Annotated in this window: 15 protein-coding genes; 6 read left to right on the top strand and 9 right to left on the bottom strand. The window is 63.5% G+C overall.

The genetic code is table 11. The annotated features are described in order from the left end of the window. Positions 1-31 precede the first annotated feature (31 nt). Positions 32-1624: a M28 family metallopeptidase gene (locus tag BUS42_RS00210; RefSeq protein ID WP_074304397.1), complete on the bottom strand. Its 1593-nt coding sequence runs from the start codon at positions 1622-1624 to the stop codon at positions 32-34. Between the two features lie 288 nt (positions 1625-1912). Between BUS42_RS00210 and BUS42_RS00205 the strand changes: the two genes are divergently transcribed. Together BUS42_RS00205 and BUS42_RS00200 are read left to right on the top strand one after the other, a co-directional pair. Continuing rightward, entirely contained in the window at positions 1913-3019 is a 1107-nt protein-coding gene (locus BUS42_RS00205) for an AIM24 family protein (RefSeq protein WP_074304396.1), read from the top strand. Between the two features lie 85 nt (positions 3020-3104). Next, a complete protein-coding gene (locus tag BUS42_RS00200; RefSeq protein ID WP_074304395.1) occupies positions 3105-4199 on the top strand; it encodes a TIGR03032 family protein in 1095 nt (364 codons plus the stop codon). Positions 4200-4343: 144 nt separating this feature from the next. Here the strand turns inward: BUS42_RS00200 and BUS42_RS44580 are convergent, their stop codons facing one another. The 4 genes from BUS42_RS44580 to BUS42_RS00180 form a co-directional block, all read right to left on the bottom strand. Next, positions 4344-4913, bottom strand: coding sequence for a PIN domain-containing protein (locus BUS42_RS44580; RefSeq protein WP_074304394.1), 570 nt, complete (start codon positions 4911-4913; stop codon positions 4344-4346). Between the two features lie 4 nt (positions 4914-4917). After that, complete coding sequence (locus tag BUS42_RS00190) at positions 4918-5418, bottom strand: helix-turn-helix domain-containing protein (protein WP_074304393.1); 501 nt, start codon at positions 5416-5418, stop codon at positions 4918-4920. A gap of 208 nt (positions 5419-5626) precedes the next feature. Then, the gene (locus tag BUS42_RS00185) at positions 5627-6316 is read right to left on the bottom strand and encodes a TVP38/TMEM64 family protein (protein WP_074304392.1); all 690 of its coding nucleotides are present in this window, start codon (positions 6314-6316) and stop codon (positions 5627-5629) included. 354 nt (positions 6317-6670) lie between these two features. Further along, a complete protein-coding gene (locus BUS42_RS00180; protein ID WP_074310530.1) occupies positions 6671-8119 on the bottom strand; it encodes a phospholipase D-like domain-containing protein in 1449 nt (482 codons plus the stop codon). 255 nt (positions 8120-8374) lie between these two features. On the opposite strand from BUS42_RS00180, the gene BUS42_RS00175 reads away from it, so the two are divergent. After that, entirely contained in the window at positions 8375-11167 is a 2793-nt protein-coding gene (locus tag BUS42_RS00175; RefSeq protein WP_074310528.1) for a bifunctional acetate--CoA ligase family protein/GNAT family N-acetyltransferase, read from the top strand. A gap of 80 nt (positions 11168-11247) precedes the next feature. Here BUS42_RS00175 and BUS42_RS00170 read toward each other — a convergent pair whose 3' ends face one another. After that, complete coding sequence (locus tag BUS42_RS00170) at positions 11248-12624, bottom strand: hypothetical protein (RefSeq protein ID WP_074304391.1); 1377 nt, start codon at positions 12622-12624, stop codon at positions 11248-11250. A 354-nt stretch (positions 12625-12978) separates the two neighbouring features. On the opposite strand from BUS42_RS00170, the gene BUS42_RS00165 reads away from it, so the two are divergent. Next, positions 12979-14232 (top strand): right-handed parallel beta-helix repeat-containing protein, encoded by a 1254-nt coding sequence (locus BUS42_RS00165; RefSeq protein WP_074304390.1) that lies wholly within the window; start codon positions 12979-12981, stop codon positions 14230-14232. 112 nt (positions 14233-14344) lie between these two features. Beyond that, the gene (locus BUS42_RS00160; protein ID WP_074304389.1) at positions 14345-19537 is read left to right on the top strand and encodes a serine/threonine-protein kinase; all 5193 of its coding nucleotides are present in this window, start codon (positions 14345-14347) and stop codon (positions 19535-19537) included. A 257-nt stretch (positions 19538-19794) separates the two neighbouring features. On the opposite strand, the gene BUS42_RS00155 is transcribed toward BUS42_RS00160, so the two are convergent. Beyond that, complete coding sequence (locus BUS42_RS00155; RefSeq protein WP_074304388.1) at positions 19795-20187, bottom strand: hypothetical protein; 393 nt, start codon at positions 20185-20187, stop codon at positions 19795-19797. Between the two features lie 189 nt (positions 20188-20376). Further along, positions 20377-21426 (bottom strand): DUF1559 domain-containing protein, encoded by a 1050-nt coding sequence (locus BUS42_RS00150; protein WP_074304387.1) that lies wholly within the window; start codon positions 21424-21426, stop codon positions 20377-20379. A gap of 754 nt (positions 21427-22180) precedes the next feature. Between BUS42_RS00150 and BUS42_RS00145 the strand changes: the two genes are divergently transcribed. Beyond that, positions 22181-22834, top strand: a complete 654-nt coding sequence (locus tag BUS42_RS00145; protein WP_074304386.1) for a sigma-70 family RNA polymerase sigma factor — start codon at positions 22181-22183, stop codon at positions 22832-22834. A 100-nt stretch (positions 22835-22934) separates the two neighbouring features. Here the strand turns inward: BUS42_RS00145 and BUS42_RS42405 are convergent, their stop codons facing one another. Beyond that, a complete protein-coding gene (locus BUS42_RS42405; RefSeq protein WP_143206181.1) occupies positions 22935-23138 on the bottom strand; it encodes a hypothetical protein in 204 nt (67 codons plus the stop codon). Positions 23139-24390 lie beyond the last annotated feature (1252 nt).

The raw sequence follows: 24390 nt of genomic DNA, 5'->3' as shown, positions 1-24390 counted from the left end.
CGTGATTTCCGCCGTAATATTCCCCCGGCTTCTACTTCGCGAATCGCTTGAAGAACGAGTCATCCTTCCAGCGCGGGCGGGCGTCTCGATTCGCGACCCGCTCCAACAACTTCGCGACCAGGACGTCGAACTCCGCGGCCGCCTGCTTGTCAACCGGCTGATCGAGGTCGTCCGAGGGCGCGTGGTAGCGTTTCGTCAGCCATTCCTTCGCGATCTTCTCTTCCGGCGACCCCTTCTCAAAGCCCAACTTCAGCGCCAAGGACGGGACACCGACCCGAATAAAGCTGTACTGATCGCTCCTGATGAACAGATTTCGCTTCGGCTCGGGGTCGGGCTGGGACGCGATTCCCAACCCGTTCGCGACGGTCACGACGTCTTCGCCCAGGTCCGATTCGTGCATGCCGTAGACCGTCAGCAACTTGAACGGAAAGAGCGGCAGGAACATGTCGACATTGATGTCGGCGACGATCTTTCGGGCGTCGACCGTGGGCCGCGTCGCGAAGTAGCGCGAGCCGAGCAGGCCCTTCTCCTCGCCCGTGACCGCCACGAACAGGACCGAGCGCCGTAAGGCCGTTCCCGACTCCTTGAGCGTGGTCGCGATCTCGAGCATGGTGGCGATGCCCGCCGCGTTGTCCATCGCGCCGTTGTAGATCGAGTCGCCGTCAATGGGCTTGCCGACACCGAGGTGATCGAGGTGGGCACTGAAGACGACGTACTCGTCCTTGAGTGTGGGATCGGTGCCCGGCAGTACGGCCGCGACGTTCTGCGACTCGACGGCGGCCCGCTTGACGGCGGCCTTCACTTGCAGACGCGCCGGGATCGGGAAATGGGGCAACGGCTTGCCCGCGTCCGCCGCCTCGAGGATTTCCGTGAACGTGTGCCCCGAACCGGCCAGCCACTTGTCCGCAAGGGCCGGGTTGACGGCGATCGTGATCTTTTGGCCGTGGCTCTCATCGAGCGCGGGATCGGCCAGCCGCATCGCCGGCATCAGCCGCGCCAGGGTCGAGCGTTCCCAAGGGATGTCCATATTCTTGGGATTCGCGATGGCGACCAAGCCGATCGCGCCCAGGTGGCTCAGCACGCGTGCTCGTTCGTGGGCTGACTGCATATGAGCGGCCAGGGGCCCTGGAATCGACGGCGGAGGACCGGACAGGTACACGACCACCTTGCCGCGGACATCGAGTCCTTTGAAGTCGTCATAATCCGCCTCGGGAATCGACAGCCCATAGCCGGCGAAGACGAGCTCCGCATCGAGCGCCGGGACCGGCTCGACGCGCACGCCGATGTTGGCGTCCTCTCCGAGGGTCAAGGTCTCCGTGCCGCTGTTCCGGACCAAACTGAGGCTGGACTGGCTCTCGTCGAGCGCGGTGGAGTGGAGTGAGACCGGCTGGAAGTAGCCGTCGGTACCGGCCGGCTTGAGCCCTGCCTTCGCGAACGCCTCGGCCACGTAGGCGGCCGCTTTGCGATGCCCTTCCGTGCCGGTGTTCCGGCCCTCGAGCGCGTCGTCGGCCAGGAACCGGACATGCGACCACCAGCGGGTCCCGTCGGGCTTGTCCGCGGCTTGCGACGAGGCCGCGATCGCCCCAAGTGCGGCCAGTGCCAAAGTGGATTTCCAAAGTTTCATCAGTGGATCCGTAGATAGTTTTCCGTTGCGCCACAGTGGTGCGGGGCAATCGACTCGCCCGTTTCTTCCTGCCGAGGATTACACCTCATCACCAAGTTCAAGGCAACCCGCGGTTCCCCCGAACCGCGGCCAACTCGACGTCCGTTCAATTGACTGGCGGTCGCGGACGAATACACTCGGAAGGGTCTGGTCTCCCCGGCGACCACGTCGCCTGAGCGGTCGCCGAAGACGCGAACCGACCGGCCCGTCTCCCAGCAATTCCCCGGTTCCCGAGCAAAAGGAGTGACGATGGCAGCCGAGTGGTATTTCCGAGTCATGGGCACCGATTTCGGCCCCGTCTCGACCCAAGAACTGGTTCAGCAGGCCGCGGACGGCAAGATTGGTCCCGACACGGAGATCCGCAAGGGGAACGGGGCGTGGGTTCCAGCCTCGAGAATTGCAGGGTTGTTCGATCGTGGCGTCGTCCGAAGCAAGGTCGCTCCGGCCCCGCCCACGACCGTTGAGCCCCCTCCTGCTCCTCTCGAAGAGGTCAACGTCTTCGTCCCCGCGCAGAAGCCACCGCTGGCCACGGCCCCCTCTTGGAACAAGTTCGAGGTGATCGACTCGGCCGAGGATGACCAGTTCCGGGTCGAGATCCTCGCCTACTCGAGCCTCGGAGGGGCGAAGGACCACCAGACGGCCGCCACCGTCTACTTCGCCAACCAGGCGGGCATCCGCCTGAAGCAGGTCCGGATCACGATGCGGGACGGGGAAGCGATCGCGGAGTCGGGAGCCCTGCACTTCATGCTCGGTCAGATCCAGATGGAGAGCAAGATCGGCGGGGTCTCGGGACTCGGCAAGGCGATGATGAACCGGTTCATCACCAAGGAAGCGGCCGTCATGCCCCGCTACCGAGGCACGGGGCAGATTTACCTTGAACCCTCGTTCAGCCACTTCCTGATCTATCGACTCAACGGCGAGGAAGTGATCGCCGACAAGGGGATGTTCTACTGCGGCCAGGGGACCCTTGACGTGGGCTCGGCGATCCAGAAGAACGTGTCGTCGGCCTTGTTCGGCGGCGAAGGATTCTTTCAGACCCGGATCCGAGGCGCGGGGATCTGCGTCCTGGAGTCGCCGGTCCCCGTAGACGAGGTGATGCGGATCGACCTCAAGGACGAGACGTTGCAGGTGGACGGCAACTTTGCCTTGATGCGGACCGGGCGGATCGAGTTCTCGATCGAGAAGTCGACGCGAAGCTTGCTGGGCACGCTGACCAGCGGCGAAGGACTGCTCCAGACCTTCCGAGGCACCGGCTCGGTCTGGCTGGCCCCCACCCAGAGCATTTATGAGCGGCTGCAAACGGGTGGGATCGCGTCGATGTCCGCGGCCTCGAGAACGTCGAACACCGCGACCTGAACGGAGTACGGGCTCGCAACGGCATCGCCGGCCTGGTAGAACGAATTCATGGCCCCTGTTTGAAAAGCTGTAGAACAGAGGATGCATGAATCCCAACTCGCCATGCCCGACCGTGATCGAACCGGTTCGCGTTGTCGGCTCGCCCGGCTTGACCGGCTGGCTCCGCGACCAGCGGCTCAGCCTTGCGTTCACCACGTATCAATCAGGCAAGCTCTTTCTCGTCGGCCGTAAGCCCGAGAACGGGCTGGCGATCTTCGAGCGCACGTTCAATCGCGCCATGGGCCTTTGGAGTGACGGCCAGACGATCTGGCTGTCCTCGGCCTATCAGCTCTGGCGGTTCGAGAACAGCCTGGCTCCCGGGCAAGTCGACGAGGGATTCGATCGGCTCTACGTGCCCCGCGCCGGCTACACGACCGGCGACCTCGACATCCATGACGTCGCGCGGAACGTCGAGGGGCAGGTGGTCTTCGTGAACACACGGTTCAGTTGTTTGGCCACGCTCTCAGAGCAGCATAGCTTCACATCGCTCTGGAAACCCTGGTTCATCGATCGGCTGGTGCCCGAGGACCGTTGCCACCTGAACGGCCTGGCATTGGTCGACGGCCAACCGCGCTATGTGACCGCGTCGGCTTGCACGAACAACCCCGAGGGTTGGCGCCACCGACAAGACGACGGCGGAGTGGTCATCGACGTCGTGCGCGAACGCATTCTGGTGGAAGGGCTATCGATGCCCCACTCGCCCCGTTGGTATCGCGACAAGCTCTGGCTCCTCGACTCCGGGAACGGAACGCTCGGCTGGGTGGATCCGGTCCGAGGCGAGTTCACTCCGATCGCCGTCTGCCCGGGATACGCCCGAGGCCTCGCGTTCGTGGATCATTACGCCGTGATCGGCCTCTCACGCCCCAGGCGAGGCGGAGTCTTCGGAGGGCTCAACCTCGACGCGCGTCTGAGTCGCGAGGGAATGACACCGCGGTGCGGCCTGATCGTGGTGGATCTCGATTCCGGTGAAATCGTCCACGGCCTGGACATCCAAGGCCCGATCGACGAACTCTACGACGTGGTCGTCCTTCCCGAGGTGGTCCGGCCAACGGCGTTGGCCTTCAACAATGAAGAGATACGCTACACCGAGACCACCGAAGGACTCTCCGGCGCGCTCTGGAGGGCGACGTCTTGCCGGTGAGTCACGCCAGCGGTCGCTCGATCAAATGTGCCGGAGGTGGCTCGAGTATCGAGTGCAAAAATTCAATATACGTGAAGTCCTCTCGGTTGGCAGGTTTATTGCAGCCTCTTCGGGGCTGCGATACTTGTGGATTACTTTTCTGACTCACAATAGCCCGACGTAATCACGCAGAGCCGCAACCGTTTCAGTGAGTCTCTGACGTTCCAACGTTTCCAGATACTCTTCGGCCGTTCTCGGAGGTCTGGTAAGACGGGCACGTAATGTTTTGATCGCAATACAGACAGCCGCTGCATTCAGATCGAACAAATCCGCAATAAAATCATCAGGATGCCGTGCCTCGACCCCATAAGGATTGAGGCATTCAGGCGGAAAGTCCTTGAGATTGAAGGTCACGATGACGCCGGCACCGCATTGAATGGCTGCAGCCAGCACGTGTCGGTCATTCGGATCCGGCAAAGCGAGGCTCGGAATCAAGCCTTCGAAGCCGGCCACCAGACCATCACGGACATGGCGATTCATCAAATCGCGAGTAGACTCCAACTGCGTCCTTGTCAGGTCCGGCCGTTGCATGAGGACGTTGCGAATCCATTCCTCGTGGATCATGTCCGACCAGCGTGCACGAACCAAGTCGGTCAAGGCGAGCTGCATCAGCAAATCGCGAAGTGGAGCGGGATACAGCACACAGGCGTCATAAACAGCCGTGAAGGTCGTCATCGAATCAATAGCCCATGTCGAGTTCCTGCGCCTGCGACACCAGCTCGTCCAACACCTTGGCTCTCGCAACATCGGTGAGCTGCTTGTACGCCATCAAATCATCAAATCGCACTCGGCGATGCCGTCCTACCGTCCGGTAAGGAATCTCGCCGCCCTCCAGCAGTTTAATCAAAAAAGGTCGAGAGACATGGAGCAAATCGGCTCCCTCTTGGGTTGTCAGTTCGGCATGCACCGGTGTGAGTGTAATTGCATTCCCTTGAGCCATCTCTTCGAGAATCATGCGAAGCAGAGTGAGTGCCGACAACGGGATTGTCAACGACTCGCTTGCCCCCTGGCCCTTGACCTGCACAACGACTTCCGCCCCACCATAACCTGAACCCTCCGCCCCAGACTTATCCAACCCCGCAACCATCGACCCCAGTCGCCGACTGGACTCAAGCGCCATCCGGCTCTCCGACTCCGTCGGCCGACGAAGAGCCGGTCGAGTCGCACGTAAAGCCGACATATTTCAGCCTCCTCAATAACCTGGTCTCTCCCGTGGGTGCCTGACACACAGGCATGGCATTCATCCTACCCTTATTCGCAGCAACTGCAATAATCGCAACAAACGAACCCGACGGATTGCCGATTCCCGTCACCGCTAACTGCAATCGGAGCTGAGAGTTGCAAACCACGATGACTGCCGTCCGTCCGCTCGACCTTGGGGCCGTAGCTTACGCCGAGATCGTCTCAGGGCTCTCGACCACCGGCGTCGGCGACTTGCGGGCCTGGCGCGCTCCCATGGCCAGGAGGTAGACCACCCAGAGGCCGGCGGGGACCAAGGTCATCACGAGGAGCAGGGTTGAGGATTGGCCGGCCGCCTCGCCCACCCAGGCCATCAGGAAGCCGACCGGCACCGAGCCAACAACCAAGGCCAGGACGAACCGGCCGAAGTGCATGTGAGCCGTGCCGGCGAGCAGGGTCATGACCTCCGGTACCACCGGCAAGGCGCGTGACGCGATGATCCCGGCCGTCCCCCACGAGTCGAAGAAGTCGCGGAACTCCGCCAACTCCTTCTCGCTCGCCAGCAGTTCGATCCCGCGCCGGCCCACCAGGCGCGCGACCCCGTACGCCGTGATCCCGGCGAGCACCGAGCCAATCGCCCCGATCAACCCACCGAGCAGCGTGCCGTACAACACCCCGAGCGTCGCCATGATCGGCGAGGTCGGAATCGGCAGCACCAGGTCACCGACGATCAAGGCGATCGCGATCAGCCACGCATACGGCTTGGCCGAGATCAACCACTGCCGATAGGCCTCCGACGCGAAATATGTGTCCATCTGGTCATGCCAGAGGAAGTAAGGCGTCAAGATCAGGGCCACCAGGCCAGCGATGAGCAGGATCAACTTGTGCTGAAAACGCATGAGACTCATCGCTCCCAAAGGACGCCCGGGACCAAGACCATCCGTTCGTTATCGGTCCGAGACCCCCGCTCCCATTAACAATCAACGACCCGATCCAGGGCGAGGAAGCCTCTCGCAACTCGTTCCCACGGTCCTCCGTGGGAACGAGGGGGATTCCTCGCTCGATGGCGGGTCGTTGTTAACAATGCCTGAAGCGGACCAAGCCAGTCTGACACTCGTAGGGTGGGCACGGCCCACCAGGTTTCGCTTCGAGAAGTCAGGAGCCCCCAGTCATTCCAAAGCCGCTCGGCAAAAGACCTGGTGGGCCATGCCCACCCTACAAACCCACCATCAATTCCTCATGCAATACACACATTAAAGATAAGGGGAGAGCAGCCGCGCGGCACCGTCGCGAAGCTTGATCGGTAGGCTGCGGGCGTTGAGGGCATCGGAGGTGATCGGCACCGCGTTGCGGAGCCGGTCCTGAAACAGGTCGTGGAGGCGGGTGGCGAACTCCGCGCCGTAGCATTCGAGGTTGAACTCGAAGTTCAGCCGGAGGCTGCGCGGGTCGAGGTTCGCCGAGCCGATGAACGCCCAGCTCTGGTCCACGATCATCAGCTTCGTGTGGTCGAACGGGGGCGGCGAGGACCAGACGCGGCACCCGCCCTCGACGACCTGCCAGAGCTGCGCGGTGGAGGCCCACTGGACGAGCTTGTGGTTGTTCGCGCTCGGCAGGAGGATGTCCACCTGCACGCCCCGAAGGGCGGCGACCTCCAGAGCCGAGCTCAAGCGGGCATCGGGCAAGAAGTAGGGGGTCGCAATCTCCACGGAAGCTTTCGCGCAGGCCAGGCCGCCGAGAATCACGTTGAGCAGGTTATCCCGATCATCATCGGGGCCGTCGATCACACCGCGGGCGAGAACCTCGCCCGCGGCTTCGATCGGCAGGAACCAGCGATCGCCTTCGAGGATCTCCCCTTTGCAGAAGGCCCAATCGTCCGCGAAGACCTGCTGCAAGTAGGCGACGGCCGGGCCCTGAATCCGGAAGTGCAGGTCGCGATTCGAGTCACGCAAACACATTTCCTGATGATACTCTTCAAGAATATTCATGCCGCCCGTGAAACCGATCGTGCCGTCGACGACAAGGATTTTGCGGTGATTGCGTAGGTTGAAGTAGGGCAACCAAACGGGGACGAGCGTGGGGAGAAACTCGGCGGTGGGCACGTGCACACGTCTCAGGGAACGGGCCACCGACCGCCAGGAATGCTGGGCCCCGACGCCGTCGACCAAGACGCGAACCTCGACACCGCGGGCGACCGCTCGTGCCAGGGCGTCGATGAACAGACGCCCGGTCCGGTCGTTGTCGAAGATGTAGGTACACAGCGCGACCGACCGCGTGGACGCCTCGATCGCATCAATCATGGCGGGGTAGGCCTGGTTGCCACCGTCGAGGATCGCGAACTCGTTCCCGGCCAGCAACGGCCACTGGGTCACGCGATCGCCGAGCTCGACCAGCGAACTGAGCGGCGAACCTTCCAGCGATGGGATCGGGTCAAGGATGTCGGGGAGATACGGCCCCACGGCATGAGTGACGAGATGCCCGGTGCCCCGGAGCATGTATTGGGCCCGGCGATTGATCCGGTTGATCCCGAGCAACACATAAACGACCGTGCCGAGAATCGGCGAAAGCCAGATGAGCCCGATCCAGCCGATCGCCGATTTCGTGTCGCGTTTGTAAAGGATCACGTGCACCGAAGCCAGCACACTGACAACGAGATCGAACACGGTGATCAGGAACGGGAGCAGAGCGGAGCGGAAGTCGAGCATGGTCCTGACGGCCCCAAAAAGAAGGGTGGAGACCAGACTGTCGGGATACAATCGAGGCCAGTCGCCGGCTTGACAGGCGGTTTCGGTCGTAAGGCAGAGGGAGTCGGAAGGATCGCGATTCGTATTGCAACATCGATGCCGACCGTTGTGGAGTCGTATGATAACGAAAGCGCCTCCCTGCTTGGACCCGAAAGCTTGGCCAACGGCGTCCGGATGAGGGATGATGCGGTGAAGTCTCACCCGCGGGGAGCCGACATGACGGAAGAGGAATTGAAGGGGCCCGGTGTCGTGCCGAACCTGGTCGTCCTGCAATCGCGACGTCAGCCGCTCGATGCCATCTTCGCGCCGAGGACGATCGCGGTGGTCGGCGCCACCGAGCAGGCCGGAAGCGTCGGCCGGACGATCCTCGAGAACCTGTTCCGCAACCCGTTCGGGAGGACCGTCTTTCCGGTCAACCCGCATCGGGCCGAGGTCTTGGGGGTCCAGGCCTATCCACGGCTATCGGACGTGCCCACGCCGATCGATCTCGCGATCGTCGCGACGCCGGCGGCGGCGGTGCCGGAGGTGATCGGCGACTGCGCCTCGGCCGGGGTTCGGGGGGCGATCGTGGTCTCGGCCGGCTTCAAGGAAGTCGGGGCCGCGGGCGCGGAACTCGAGCAGCGGGTCCTCGAGCAGGCGAGGCGCGGGCGGGTCCGGCTGATCGGACCGAACTGCCTCGGCGTGATGCGGCCGTTTAACGGGCTCAATGCCACATTCACCAAGCGGATGGCGTTGCCGGGAGGCGTCGGGTTCCTCAGCCAGAGCGGCGCCCTGTGCGACGCGATCCTCGACTGGAGCCTGCGTGAAAACGTCGGCTTCAGCGCGTTCGTCTCGGTCGGCTCGATGATCGACGTCGGCTGGGGCGACTTGATCGACTACCTCGGCGACGACCCGCACACCCAGTGCATCGTGATCTACATGGAGTCGATCGGCGATGCCCGCGCGTTCCTCTCGGCGGCCCGTGAGGTGGCCCTGACCAAGCCGATCATCGTGCTCAAGGCGGGGCGGAGCGAGGCGGCGGCCCGGGCCGCCGCCTCGCACACCGGGTCCATGGCCGGGAGCAACGACGTCCTCGACGCCGCGTTCCGCCGCTGTGGCGTGCTCCGCGTCGACACCCTGGCGGAGATGTTCGCGGTCGCGGAAATTCTCTCCAAGCAACCGCGCCCCCGTGGCCCTCGCCTGGCGATCGTCACCAACGCCGGGGCTCCCGGGGTGCTCGCCACCGACGCCCTGCTCAAAGCCGGGGGCGAGCTCGCCCCGCTTGCGCTCGAGACGATGGCGACCCTGGACGCGTGCCTGCCGGCCCCCTGGAGCCATGGCAACCCGATCGACATCCTCGGCGATGCCGATGCCGACCGCTACGCCAAGGCCGTGGAAGCCGCGGTTCAGGACCCGGCCACCGACGGCCTGCTCGTGATCCTGACGCCCCAGGCGCTGAGCCAGCCGACGCAGACCGCCGAGTCGTTAAAATCTTACGCCCGCGTGGAAGGAAAGCCGGTCCTGGCGAGCTGGATGGGCGGAGCCGACGTCGCGGCGGGGGTCGAAATCCTCAACCGGGTGGGGATTCCCACCTTCGCCACCCCCGACACCGCCGCTCGTGTGTTCCACGCGATGTGGCAGTCGAATTACAACCTCCGCGGACTCTACGAAACGCCGACCTCGACCGACGATTCCCACGATAATGCCGTGGCCCGTGCCGCCGTCGAGGCGATCGGCACCGCGGTGCGCGGAGGCGACCGGACGATTCTCACGGAGCTCGAGTCGAAGACGCTACTCACCGCTTACGGGATCCCCACGGTCGAGACCCGATTCGCGCACGACGAGGACGAGGCAGTCGCGACGGCCGACGCCCTGGGCTATCCCGTGGCGCTCAAACTCGCCTCGGAGACGGTCACCCACAAGTCCGAGGTCGGCGGGGTCCGTTTGGACCTCCCCGACGCCGACGCGGTCCGGCACGCCTTCGCCGAGATCGAAGCCTCGGTGCGCGAGCGGGTCGGCGTGGGCCCTGGGCACTTCCGAGGTGTGACCGTCCAGCCGATGATCCGCCGCGGCGGCTACGAGTTGATCGTCGGCAGCAGCCTCGACCCCCAGTTCGGCCCGGTCCTGCTCTTTGGCTCGGGAGGCCGGCTCGTGGAAGTCTTCCACGACTGGTCGCTGGCTTTGCCGCCGCTCAACTCGACCCTGGCGCGGCGGATGATGGAACAGACCCGGGTCTACTCCGCCTTGAAGGCCCAGGAAGGCCGGGACGCGATCGATACCGCTCGCCTGGAGCAACTGCTGGTGCGGTTCAGCCGGCTCGTCGTCGAGCAACCTTGGATCAAAGAAATCGACATTAATCCCCTGCTCGCTTCGAACGAAGGTTTCCTGGCTCTCGACGCCCGAGTGATCGCGCACGGCCCCGAAGTCCGTGACGGCCAATGGCCCAGGCTCGCGATCCGCCCCTACCCAACGCAGTACGCCGTCCCCTGGACCGCCCCGGACGGAACCGCCTTGCTGATTCGCCCGATCCGTCCTGAGGATGAACCTTCGTTTATTCAATTCCATGAGAGACTCTCCGAGCAGAGCGTCTCGTTCCGCTACTTCCATGCGATGAAGCTTGGCCGGCGCGTCGCGCACGACCGCCTGATCCGGATCTGCTTCAACGACTACGACCGCGAGATGGCGCTGGTGGCCGAGTTTCAAGACCCGGCGACCGGAGCGAGCGAGATCCTCGGCGTCAGTCGCCTGATGAAGCTGCACGGCCGCAACGAGGCCGAGTTCGCCCTCCTCGTCGTCGACCGGTTCCAGGGCCGAGGGCTCGGCACCGAACTGCTCCGCCGACTGGTGAAGGTCGGTCGCGACGAAGGACTCGACCGGCTCAGCGCCGATATTCTCCCTCAGAACCGCCCCATGCAACTGCTCTGCAAGCGACTTGGCTTCCACCTGGCCCGGAAACCAGGCGACGACGTCGTGAAGGCCACCCTGGACTTGCGTGCGACCGATCCGGGCGGCAGTCTGCCCCTGGCGTAGACCACGGATTGAGGAAGCCCGCCCCTTCGCGTTCCTCGGGCGAGCGAAAAAAAAGATGCCCGAGGATGAGCGGGGGGGTCCTATTTCGTCGTTCCGGTTGAGCGCACCAGTTCGACGCCGGTGGCCCGAATCGAGACCTCGGCGGGGAGATAACGGAGATCGGTGTAGCTCAAGGTCAAAGAGTGGAGACTCCCTTTTGAAAAGAAGAGCAAGCCGCCCGCGTCATCCAACCGGCCCGGCTTGGCTTCCCAGCCGTCCTTGACGAACTGCGCTCGCCACATCTCGGCAACCGGCTTGGCCCGCTTGGCGGCGACCTGGAACTCGATCTTGGTCTTCGTCTGTTTCACATTTTTCGCCTCTTCAGGCAGAATCAAAACCAACTTCGGCAAGGGCTTCTTCTTCTCGATCTCGAGTTGCTCGGCCTCGGCCTGGATTCGCCGGTCGATCTCCGCAACCTCGGCGGCGGATTGATGCTTGAGGATGATCCGGTTCTTCCCCGTCCCCTTGATTGCGTCCAGCTCCAGAGTCAGCAAGTCCTTTTGCGGATTCCTAAATATCATCACGTTTTTGAATCCCGCTTGAAACGGTGCCTCCGTGGTGGCCTCCCAAGCCGACTTGGCGAGCGTCCGGCGATAATAGTCGACCACGTCGTTCCCGGTCGCCTGGGTATCGAACAGGAGTTGCTTGGTCACGTCGGCGTATTGCAGGCCGTCGGTCTCGACGGGGGCGGGGAGGTCCACCGACATCAGCAAGGTGCTGTAATCGATGACGGTCTTCCCCCCTTGGGCGGGCGCGGAGCTGACTCGGGCGGCGAGCCGGACGGCGTTCTGCTTGAAGAACCGGGTGTCGCCCGCCTCTCCGTAGGGTTCCCAACCGCTTCCGAGGAGCAACTTGCGACACGCTTCGACCGTCTCCGCCACCGGGGAATCGGTCAGGTACGAGGTGCTCACCGGTCCGCCGTAGAACGGCTTCACACCGGGAGGAACAGGAAGCTTGCCGAGTTCGACATTCCCATGGTTGAGGAGCGAGACATTGACCATCCCTGGCTTCCCGGGAGGATAGATCATCAACGAGAGCGAAAAGCCGTCCCGGGTGAAGGTTGCGCTGGCCGACTGGTCCGAGACATAACGGTTCGGCAGCTCGGTCCAGCTCCGATCGGCGAGCTGTTTTTGTTGGACCTCGAAAACGCGCTTCACCGAGCCCGGAACGTTGTAGGAGAGACCGGCCAGCCTGCGACTCGTCAGGGGTTCCGCCTGATCCATGAGGGGGAACGTCGCCAGATCGAGCGTCTTGGCCGCCTCGACCACGGTCGCCGGGGGACGCGGCGGTTTGTCGGCCCCTTGAGTCGACCCGGCCGAGAGCATCAGCCCCACCACGACCGTGAAGCCGCGGGCGAACGCTCGACCCGACCCGAGCCGGTGAGTCAGCCAATCCTGAACGGAATTTTCTATCTTCATGTTTTGGTTTCCTGGCATCGCCCACCCCCTCAGATCCGCCTCAGAACGCCGACAAGGGGAGCACCGGCGGGATGCTGCTTCTTTCGGTGAGAGCATGCCATGAGCGTGACACATTCTTGCCTGAGCCCTGATCCCGTCGATCCGATTGCAGTCCGTGGCCAAACCTTGCGTCGAGTTGACCTCTGTGCGATCAATTGAGCCGCGTGACCGCGGATCAGACCCCAACCGTGGGAAACGCAGTCGACGTTGCCGGGAATCGCCCTGGTCGTCTGCTTCGGACTTGTTCCGGTTAAGACGAATCTCAGAGCGGTTTGTGACCGGTGGGCACGCGGACACGCGGAGGATTCTGATCCCATGACCAACGTTCGTGATTTCGGGGCCGTCGGCGACGGCCGGGCCGACGATACCAAGGCGCTTCGGCATGCGGTCGAGCAAGGCGGAGGCCAGCTCGACTTCCCCCGCGGGACGTATCGCCTGACCGCCCCCTTGGAGATCGACCTCGACCGCTCCGGGCCAATCGCGCTGGCCGGCCAGGGGGGGACCGCCCGCCTGCTGATGGATGGCCCTGGGCCGGCCGTCCGGCTCGTCGGCACGCACGGCAAGTCGGCCGATCCGACAACCTTCGAGCCTCGGGTCTGGCAGCACCAACGGATGCCGACCGTCAGCGGCCTGGAGATCGTCGGCAATCATGACCAGGCCGACGGGATCGAGATCGAAGGGACGATGCAGCCGACGATCAGCGGAGTCTTGATCCGCCGCTGCCGCTACGGCGTCCACGTGGTCAAGCGGAACCGCAACGTCCTGCTCGCCGACTTGCATATCTATGACGGCCGAGGCCCGGCCATCGGTGTCTACTTCGACGGCGTCAACCTCCACCAGGCGATCATCACCGGCAGCCATATCAGTTACTGCAAACATGCCGGGATCAAGATTGCCCGAAGTGAGATTCGCAACATCCAGATCACGGGCTGCGACATCGAATACAACTTCGATACGGGCAACCCCGAGTCGGCCGACGTCTGGGTCGACGCCCGCGAGGCCACGGTGCGGGAAGGTACGATCGCCTCGAACACGATTCAGGCCAAGGGAAGTCCGCGGGGGGCCAATATCCGGATCGAAGGCGCGGAACGCGACGATTCCGGCGGCGCCGGGCTCTGGAACATCACGGGCAACGTCCTCCAAGACCAGCAGATCAACGTCTGGCTCCGCTATTGCCGAGGAATCACCCTGACGGGCAACACATTCGCAAGCGCCTACGAACGATCGATCGTGATCGAGCACTGTCGCGACATCGTCGTCGGGTCGAACGTCATCGACCACAACCCCGACTACAAAGGCCCGTCACTCGGCGGCATCCGGGTCGTCAACTCCGCCGGCATCAACCTCCAAAACCTGATCATCGACGGCTCGCGGGCGGGAGGCCCCGACGAGGGAGGAGCGATCGAAGTCGTGGATTCGAGCGAGATCCTGATCCTCGGCTGCCAACTGCTCGACTCCGAGTTCCGCGGCGTCGACCTCCGGAACTGCCGTAATGCCAAGGTGAGTGAATGCGTGATCGTCGACCGCCGCCCCCAGCCAACCATGCGCGAGCCGGTTCGGCACGTCTGACTTTCCTGACCGACCATAGGCGCCTCTAGTCGCATCGGGACCAGACACGTACGATAGAGCTCGAATCCGCTTGAGGGGCGACCGCCTTGTGCGTGGGGAGGGGCGTCCTTGGATGAGTGATACCGACATTGAGCATGACCCGCTCGGCGGCCTTGCCGACGAATTCCTGGACCGTTATCGCCGGGGCGAGCGGCCTGCGCTCAGTGAATACACCCGGCGCCATCCTGATCTGGCGGAGCGGATCGAGGATCTCTTCCCTGCCTTGGTGATGTTGGAGGAGGTGCGCCCCGACGCCGACTCGCCGGCGCCTCCGCTCGAGCTGATCCGCGGCGGCAAGCCGCTCGAACAACTGGGCGAATATCGGATCGTCCGCCGAATCGGTCGCGGCGGCATGGGGATCGTCTACGAGGCCGAGCAGGAATCCCTCGGCCGGCGCGTGGCGCTCAAGGTCCTTCCGCCGGAATCGCATCGAAACCCTCATCAGATCGAGCGGTTCCGGCGCGAGGCCCGCGCCGCGGCCCAGTTGCACCATACGAACATCGTGCCCGTCTTCGGGGTCGGACAGGATGGCGAGACACTCTACTATGTGATGCAGTACATTGAGGGAAGCCCTCTCGACGTCGTCCTGGACGAGTTGCGGCAAATCCGCGGCGAGTCCGGCGCGACCTCACGGTCCTCCCGGAACTCGGCGCGGCCGCGGAAAAACGAAGGTGAGTCGAAAAGCGACTCAAACGCGCAGCGGCGGGAGCTCCATGATCCGCTCTCCCCCCACTCCCTCCCCCCGACCGACGTCGCTCGTTCGCTCTGGGAGGGCCGGTTTCGGCTGGGGAGCCGGCACGAGGGTTCCGAGCCGTCGGGGCGGGGCGTTGAGGAACGAAACGAGGAAGACGAGGCCCTGCGGTCGCGTGCGCCGAGCCCGCTGACGGGATCTTCGGCCAGCGTCTCGGCGATGAACGCGTCTTCGGGATCGCTTTCGGACCCGCGAAAGCCATACGCCTGGAGCGTGGCCCATATCGGCGTGCAAGTGGCCGACGCCCTGGAGCACGCCGACGGCCAGGGGATCTTGCACCGCGACATCAAGCCGTCAAACCTGCTCTTGGACTTGTCGGGAACCGTCTGGCTGACCGACTTCGGCCTTGCCAAGACGAACGGCTCGGCCGACTTGACCCACACGGGCGACTTGCTGGGGACGCTACGTTACCTCGCCCCCGAACGATTCCAGGGGCGGACCGACGTCCGGGGCGATATCTACGCGCTCGGCTTGACGCTCTACGAGCTCCTGGCCTTGCGCCCCGCGTTCACCGACCATGGCGAGGAACGGCTGATCCGACAGATCACCTCGGGCGACCCGCCGCGGTTGGACCTGGTCGACCCCGACCTGCCCCGGGATATCGTCACGATTGTTCATAAGGCGATCGCCAAGGACCCTTGCGATCGCTACCAGACCCCGGGCGCCTTGGCGGAAGACCTGCGGCGGTTCCTTGAGGACCGGCCGATCGTGGCCCGTCAGACCGGCGCAATCGAGCGAGCCTGGCGGTGGTGCCGGCGAAATCCGGGGATCGCGATCTCGGCCGGCTCGGCGGCGATCGCGCTCATGACGGCGGCCTTTTTGGCCTTGCTCTACGCCAACTCACAGGCGAAGGCGACGGCGAAAATCACCGGCCTGGCGCACCAGATCAGTCATTCGCTCAACGAATCGAATCATCGCCTGGCCGTCCTCGACCTCGAACGCGGTCAGATCGCCTGCGAGCGGGGCGAGATCGATCGCGGACTGCTCCTGATGGTCGAAAGCCTCCGCGCGGCCACCGCGGTCAACGACTCGGCCTTGCGGCATGCCGCGCGGGCGAACCTCTCCGCCTGGAGCCGGTACCTCCCCAAGCTGATCGAAACCTTCTCGCATAGCGGCCTCGTCACCCAGGTCGCCTTCAGCCCCGACGGCGCAACGGTCGTCACGGGCTGTGGCGACGGCAAGGCGCGGTTCTGGGACGTCGCCACCGGCCAACCCACCGAGATCAGCCTGACTCATCAAGGGGCGATTCGCGCCTTGATCTTCAGCCCGGACGGCAAGCGAATCCTGACCCTCAGCCAGGACGGCGCGGCCCAGCTCTGGGACGTCGCCACCGGTCGCCCCACCGGCCCCTCCTTGGCTCAATACGGATTCGTCGAGGCCATCGCCCTCAGCCCCGACGGCAAAACGATCCTGACCGGAACGGAAGACAACACCGTGCGACTCTGGAGTGTGGCCACCGGCCAGCTCGCCGGCCCCCCGCTGACTCATTCTAAAGTCGTCCGGGCGTTGGCCTTCAGCCCCGACGGCAAAACGATCCTGACCGGAAGCCAGGAGGGCGTGGCCAGTCTCTGGAACGTGGCGACCGGCCAGCTCGCCTGCCCCCTGCTCCGCCATCAAGGGTCGATCGACGTCGTCGCCTTCAGCCCCGACGGAAACACGGTTTTGACCGCGGGACAGGACAGCACCGCCCGGCTCTGGAGCGCGGAGACCGGTAAACCGCTCGGCGCTCCCCTCCGCCATCAGAACTGGGTCGAGGCCGCGGCCTTCAGCCCGGACGGCAAGACCGTCCTCACCGGCAGTCAAGATAGCACGGCCCGACTCTGGGACGCCCGCTCGTCCGACCCGATCGGCCAGCCCCTCCTGCATCAAGGCCCGGTGCGGTCGGTCGGTTTCAGCCCCAACGGCAAGACCGCGCTCACGGGGAGCGGCGATGGCTCGGCACGGCTCTGGGACGTCGCCACCGGGCGCCCCGCCGGTCCCCTGCTCCGCCACCAAGGACCCGTGGAAACCCTTGCGTTCAGCCCCGACGGCAAAACCGTCCTCACCGGAAGCCACGATCGCACCGCTCGGCTCTGGGACACGACCGTCAAGGAACCGGTCGGTCTCCCCCTTCAGCATCAGGAACCGGTCAGCGCCGTGGCGTTTCGCCCCGACGGCCAAACCGCCCTGACCGGAAGCGGGGACGGCACGGCTCGACTCTGGAACGTCGCCACCGGCCGACCCGCCGCCCCCCCGTTCCAACACCGGAGCTCGGTCACAGCCTTGGCCTTTAGCCCCGACGGCACGACCGTCCTCACCGGGACCGGCGACGGCTCAGCGCAACTCTGGGACGCCGCCACCGCAAAACCACTCCTTCCTCCGTTCCAACACTTCGGGCCGGTCCAAGCCGTCGCCTTCAGCCCCGACGGGAAGCGCGTGCTCACCGGAAGCCAAGATCGCACGGGCCGGCTCTGGGAGGTGGCGTCGGGCCGGGCCGTCGGCGAGCCGCTCTGCCATCAAGGCCCCGTCGTCGCCGTCGCCTTCAGCCCCGACGGCAAAACCGTCCTCACCGGCAGCGAAGACAACTCGGCCAGGCTCTGGGACGTGCCGACGGGCCGACCGGTCGGCTCCCCCCTGCTCCATCAACGCGGGGTCAGGGCGGTCGCCTTCAGCCCCGACGGCAAAACCGTCCTCACCGGCAGCGACGACACCACCGCCAGGCTCTGGAACGTGTCCACGGCCGAACCAGTCGGGGGCCCGTTCCGCCACCAAACCTGGATCAGGGCGGTCGCCTTCAGCCCCGACGGCAAAACCGTCCTCACCGGCAGCGACGACACCACCGCCAGGCTCTGGAACCGGGCCACGGGCGAATCGGTCGGCCCCCCGCTCCGCCATGAAGGCCTCGTGCGGTCCCTCGCTTTCAGCCCCGATGGCGCGAGGATCGTGACCGGAAGCGGGGACGGTGCGGCTCGCCTTTGGGACACGGCCACGGGCCGACCGATCGGCCCCCCACTTCGCCACCAGAAATGGGTGGTGGCCATCGCCTTCAGCCCCGACGGCAAGACCGTCCTCACCGGAGCCCAGGACCACGTCGGGAGACTCTGGGGGGTCGCGGAGTGGCCGGATGATTTTTCGTGGATCGAGGCCTCGATCCAGGTCATGACGGGCCTCAAGATCGATGACCAAGGAATCATCCACCTCCTCGACGACGCCACCCTGCGACTCGCCAAGGAACGGCTCGAATCCTCGGGCAATCCGTCCGCGGCCGCCACCGATCGCAGCCAGGCCCCCCCCAGCCTCGCCGTATTGGCCGCGGCCCCAAGGGCTGGCGGCGGCAGCACAGCCGACGCCGACCGAGGCCACGACCCGATTCTCTTCGGCCCCGATCCAACCGCGGCCGCCCGGGTCTGGATCGAACGGAAGCGGTGGGACGACGCCGAAGCCGCGTTCGCCGCGGCCATCGAAGCGCGGCCGCTGAACGGCTCGATCCGGGTGGAACGCGCCCGCTTCTTCGCCTCACGGCTTCGGGCGGACGAGGCGGACGCCGATTTTACCCGCGCTTACCTCCTCGGTTCCCGCAATCCCGAGCTCGTGGCCGAGGTCTGCAATCGCGAGCCCACCTTCCGGCGCCTCGTGGCCCTCCAACCCGAAGGGGCGGCGGAACTCTGGCGGAAACGTGGCGAGTTGCTCGTGAAACAGAAGCGCTGGGCCGAGGCCGAGGCGATCACCACCGAAGCCCTGGTCACTTTTCCCGACGACCCCTGGTCCCGAATCAGTCGAGGACGAGCGTACCTCGGACTCGGTCGTCGGGACCTCGCCGACGCGGACTTTTCGCGGGCCGCCCCACCAACCTCAGCCAGCCCAAGCGACTATCGAAGTCTGATCGGTGAATTCGCACGTCAGGCGCTCTGGGAAAAGACCGCCCTGACCGCCGCCAAGCTGATCGAGCTCAATCCCGCGGATCACGACACCACCTATTACAGTACGCCGCTCTATCTCCAACGGGGCGACCTGCCCGGCTACCAACAGCACTGTGCCCGAATGCTCGACCGGTTTGCCGCGACGACCGACACCTCGATCGCCGAGCGAACCGCCAAAGCCTGTCTGCTCGCCCCGTTACCCGAAGCCGAGCGCGAACTCGCCTGCCGGTTGGCCGAACGATCGGTCGCAGCCGCCGAGGCCAACGGCTTATCGCTTCTCCCCTACTGCCGGTTGGCCCAGGCGCTGGCCTACTATCGCTCCGGCCGCTTCGCGGACGCACTCACCGAGGCCGAGAAGTGCCCGGCGCAGAGCACCGGATCGTGGAACCGCGATATCCCGGCCAACCTGGTCCGAGCGATGTCGCTCGCTCGGCTTCGCCAAACTCCGCGGGCCCAGGCGGCCATGAAGCAAACCACCGAGCTCATCAAAGCGAAACTGCCACGCTCCGACCTCGAGACCGGTTGGCATGACTGGCTCATCTGCACCTTGCTCCAGCGCGAAGCCGAGCAACTGATCCTCGACGCGACCTTCCCTACCAACCCAATCGCTAAGTAGGGGGGCAAGGAAAACCGTCACTTCCAGTCGATCGTCAACAACTCGCCCCCACAGCCTCCGATTCCCAACTTGGCAAAGAACAGCCAAACGCACCGGATTCGATTGCGCGGCCATCTGAGACCGAAACGCTCTGCGAGGGGGGCAATACCCAAAATTCTTGGCCTCCCTCCACTTTTGGCTTTCGAATTCCGCGGGTGAGCCGTACCCGCCATTCCCCCCAACATCACATACCAAGATTACGATTTCCAAAATCACATTTACTTTGCAAGCTCGACGTCGTATGTCGACTCTCCTACCGGAGCGTTGTAGACAAACGATGCCGAGGCAACACTGAAATCTTTCTTCGAAAGTTCGGGGAGGGTGAAACTGATTGTGTTCTCCCCCTGAAGGGTCTTGATGGTGTATGTGCCGTCCGGCCCGATCGGCGCACTCACAGCCTTGGCATCCTTGCGTTGAATGTTGGCGGGGTCGAACCGGATGCTCCCGTCCTTGACGGGTTGTCCCTTATACTTAACGGTTCCATGGACAGCCACCTCGGTAGTCGACGAGGAAACCGAGGGAGCCCCCTCACCGCAGCCAACCAAAGCCAGTACGGTCATCAATGCCGTAACCTTCACCGCAATTCCATCGCGCCACACGAATCGCTTCATCTCTAGCAACCCTCGACCGGAGAAACTGGGCAACAGTCAATTCACAAGGATGATGACCCGAGTGTGTAGGGCCGCAAACGGGCCCCTCGCGTTATGGACTTCTGCAAGGGGCGTAGACGATCGACCTTCAAAGCCCGGGAACCTGGGACGCGGGACTCGCGTGTGAGACCCGCGCCAGGGACATGAAACTCAGTACGCGTCAGCCGAGATCACTTCACCAGTAGCCATCGTACCGACCGCCCACCAGGTAGGGGGAGAGATGGTATTCTTGACGGCGCGGACGGTGCCGTCCAGGAATAGAACGTTGACAACCCCCGAATGCCGACTCGTAGCGGTCAAGGCACCCTGGGGATGGTTCCTGTCAGTACCGGCCGGATAGACACAAGTCATGGCGTTCGGCGTCATAACGTGGGTATAGCAGGTGTCTCCCATCAGCACCTGGTGCCACATCCCGCCAGGGATTCCTGTGTTGGAGATGTTGGCAGCAATCGGCGCAATGGCCTTACAGCTATTATAGTACGTTTGCGCAGTACCGTCGCTGGACGCATCATTCGGCCCAGTCACCGTGAATGGAGTGGCCGAAGGTTTCGTCGGGTCAAGGTCCATTGTTAGCTGGAGCGCACCGCCGTTGCCGATGCCTTTGACTCGCTCGCTGAAACCCGCCGTGTTGCTCGTCCCGTCCAAGATCGAAGCGAGAGAGATTGGCTTCGGAATCCCACCTGGCTGGCCACCGAGACTGGTGAAGTTGGTTGTAAAGAACGGGCCATTGGGATTCGAGGTATAACGATACGGCTTCGACCCCCAATTGGCGCAATAATTGAAATGCCCTTCGACGTTCGTGAGCCGGTCGACATCAGAGGGGCAGTTAAACACATTGACTGACGAACGGAAGCCCGTCGTATTCGCAGCACTCTGAGAGCATGCCCCGCCAATGTTGTAGTAGTTCATCGAGTTGTAGATGGCGGTTTGCTCCAAGTAGGGCAACATCATCGCCAACGGCGACCATTGCTGGCAGCCGCGAGTCATATCGAATGCCCCCATCGGCAGGCTGCCCACGGTGTCATGGTAGTTATGAAGAGCAATGCCGAGCTGCTTCAAGTTATTGACGCACTGCGACCGCCGGGCCGCCTCACGCGCTGCCTGCACGGCCGGCAGCAAGAGGGCGATGAGAACCGCGATGATGGCGATCACCACCAAAAGCTCGATCAACGTGAAACCAGGACGAGTTCGACGCACCATGGCACACTCCTCAACTCTGATGAACGTAACAATCAAGAACGAGGAAGGAGAATCGGCAGCGGCCTCAATCGAGGCCGAGATTCGGGAATAACGCCATCGATTCAGCGAGCCAGAAAGCGCCGTCGCCAACAATAAGCGTTGACTGTGAACCCCAAACACTCCAGCAACACTAAACACTTATTTTCCACAATTGTCAAATTTTGCGATCTTTTAAAACCAGCCCATTTGCACGGTATTCCTATAAGGGATAGAGCGAAATGAAGAAACCCGCCTCCCATCAGACTTGTGGCCCACGTCAAAGGGGATATCAAATCGTCAATTTCCAGAAGGACCGACCCCGATGCCTCGGTTTGAATGGGACGGATCAGCGCAAGCTGCCACGCGATTCGTCCGTTGAGCGAACGTTCCGCGAAGCGACGGTCTCGCCTGGCCAAGGTGTCGCACGAATCCGCATTGAACGACGTTTACAGACCCCACTAAAGAATAGATCCGTCGAGCCAGGCCTCGCCAACACCGGTCACTCCCAAAATAATTCCCGATTCGTTCGAGACACCGCGGTTCTCTTGGTTTAGACTTGTCGAAAACGACCAACCATTCGATTCATCATGTCCGCAAAAGCCAGCGGACTGCCGGACATGCCGTCGTCCCCGAGGCCAAACGCCTGTTTGCTTGATTCCGTGCTGACCGCCTCGACACTCAGACTTCATCGCGATTCGTCACGGCCCCAACGATCCATCGATCGCGGGAGAGGGAGATGCCTGTATCGATCTCGAACTCGAGTGAAACCGATCGGCTCCTGGCATTGGCGGCGGCCGGGGACAATCGGGCGTTGGCCGAGCTGTTCGAGCAATACCGGGGACGACTCGAGCAGATGGTCCGACTCCGGCTCGACCGACGGCTCCAAGGTCGGCTCGACCCGGCCGACGTGCTTCAGGAAGCGTATCTCGAACTGGCCAAGCGCTACCCGGAATACGCGGCGGATTCCACGCTGCCGTTCTATCTCTGGCTCCGTCTGCTCACCGGCCAGAAGCTCGTCGACCAGCACAGACGCCATCTGGGAACGAAGATGCGCGACGCGTGCATGGAGGTCTCCCTCCATCGCGCCGGGATGCCCCAGGCCTCCTCGGCGTCACTGGCCGAGATGCTGCTCGGACGTCTGACCTCCGCAAGCCGGGCCGCGATTCGGACCGAGACGCGGCTCCGCGTTCAGGAGGCGCTCAACACGATGGATCCGATCGACCGGGAGGTCCTGGTCCTCCGCCACTTCGAGATGCTGAGCAACGAGGAGACCGCACAGGTGCTCAACCTAAAAACCTCGGCCGCCAGTAACCGCCATCTCCGGGCCTTGAAACGGCTCAAGGAGATCTTGGCCGAGACCACCTTGGTCGATGACCAATCTCCCGCCTGATAAGCGGCACCCGGGCAATTTCGCTCTCCCGGCCCGCAAGGGAACAGGCGGCCCGCGGGCAGAACATCGCCAAGTGACGCCCAAGGCGGCCCGACGCGTGTCACTCGTCCAGCAACCGCGTCGAGGCCCAGCGCCGAAGCCGCGACAGAACGAGAAAAAGGAGCGAGAGGCTGGCCAGCACCCCGGCCGACTCCGAGACGTCGGCAGGCCCGCGAGCCAAGGCGAAGACGAGCGCCAGGAAGACCAACGCTTCGACCACCACGATCGAAGCAACCATCACACGCCTGGTTGAGCTCAAACTCAAGCTCGCCGCATCCTCCCCGTTCCGATCCAGCCCCCACACAGCCTGCGCGGGTCGCACGGAAACGCGGGCCGAAATGCCCTGCGGTGCCTTGAGCCGACCGAAAGGTACGACGTGAGGGCGAGGCAGCATCAGAAGCTCCGTCGTCAGGGCACAGCGAGCCCAACGCAAGGACCTGTTACATCGCCGGTTTTCCATCAACTCATTTAATATTTTTCAATCAAAAAAATCAATTGATCAACAAAAACCAGTCTGTCCAAAACCATCCCAAAGAGCCGGACCCGAGCCAATCGCAAAAACGCAACAGTCAACCCAGGAGTTTAACACGTCTTTTTTTAACAACGCGGACACATCGGCTCGTTTATAAGAACGGCTACTAAAGCTTATAGAGCGACGAATCGGCTCGGAAGTTCCAAGGAAAAAGAAAAAAGAGACACTGTCACCACGTGACCGGGTTTTCCGCCCGGGTCCGCCAACCCGGTGGCGTTGCCATGGTGTCAAACCAGCCAGTCCATGCGAAGGCCCAAAACCAGGGAGCGATCAGCTCCCCGCTCACCTTTGCAAGGCGAGCGAAGACCAACGACCAGGGACAGCACCGATCGTGGTGCAATGGATTTCGCTCGCCTGAAAGGCGAACCGGGAGCTGATCGCTCCCTGGCTTCCGACGGACGAAGCGCCCCCGGTCACGTGGCGATCGTCTCGAAAAAAACCTCGGACCCGGGAAGGGACTCCCGGGCCCGAGGCCCAAGTCATCCTGGCGTGGACGGTGAACCACGACCAAGAGGGCTTAAAACGGGGACAATACGATCGCCGACCGCCGCCAGCGTACAGCTCACGAGTCATCCCTGCCTCATGAGTACGAACCGCATGACCTCAATCTAACAGGTGCCGTCGACGCAGGTCAAAAATGCGAACGCTCACCCCCGTGGCGGGAGAACCCCGGCGTGAGCTCCGTCGCCAGGATCAGGCCTGTCGAAGCCGATCAAGGGCGAGAAGCACACCGCTTCGCCCGGAACTCCCCGGCGCATCAGCCGACGTCCGCGTCATCCAAGCTCCGTCCACCAGATGCTCAAATGTTCCGTAAAAGGCATAACGAAACCCGGCGGCACGGGAGCCGATCTCAGCGCACGATCATGCCTCGTTCGCTCCATTTAATATTGCACAAGAAAGCCCTCCTCGCTCAGACCGGCGATGCGAAGGGCATGCGGCTTGGGGTTCCGCCGGAGTTGAGAGGGAGAGAAAAAAAAGGGGGGGG

Origin of the sequence: Singulisphaera sp. GP187 (genome assembly GCF_900129635.1) — a bacterium.
Lineage (GTDB): Bacteria > Planctomycetota > Planctomycetia > Isosphaerales > Isosphaeraceae > Singulisphaera.
Note: the sequence above shows the minus strand (reverse complement) of the source record. Positions and strands in the feature narration are given on the sequence as shown.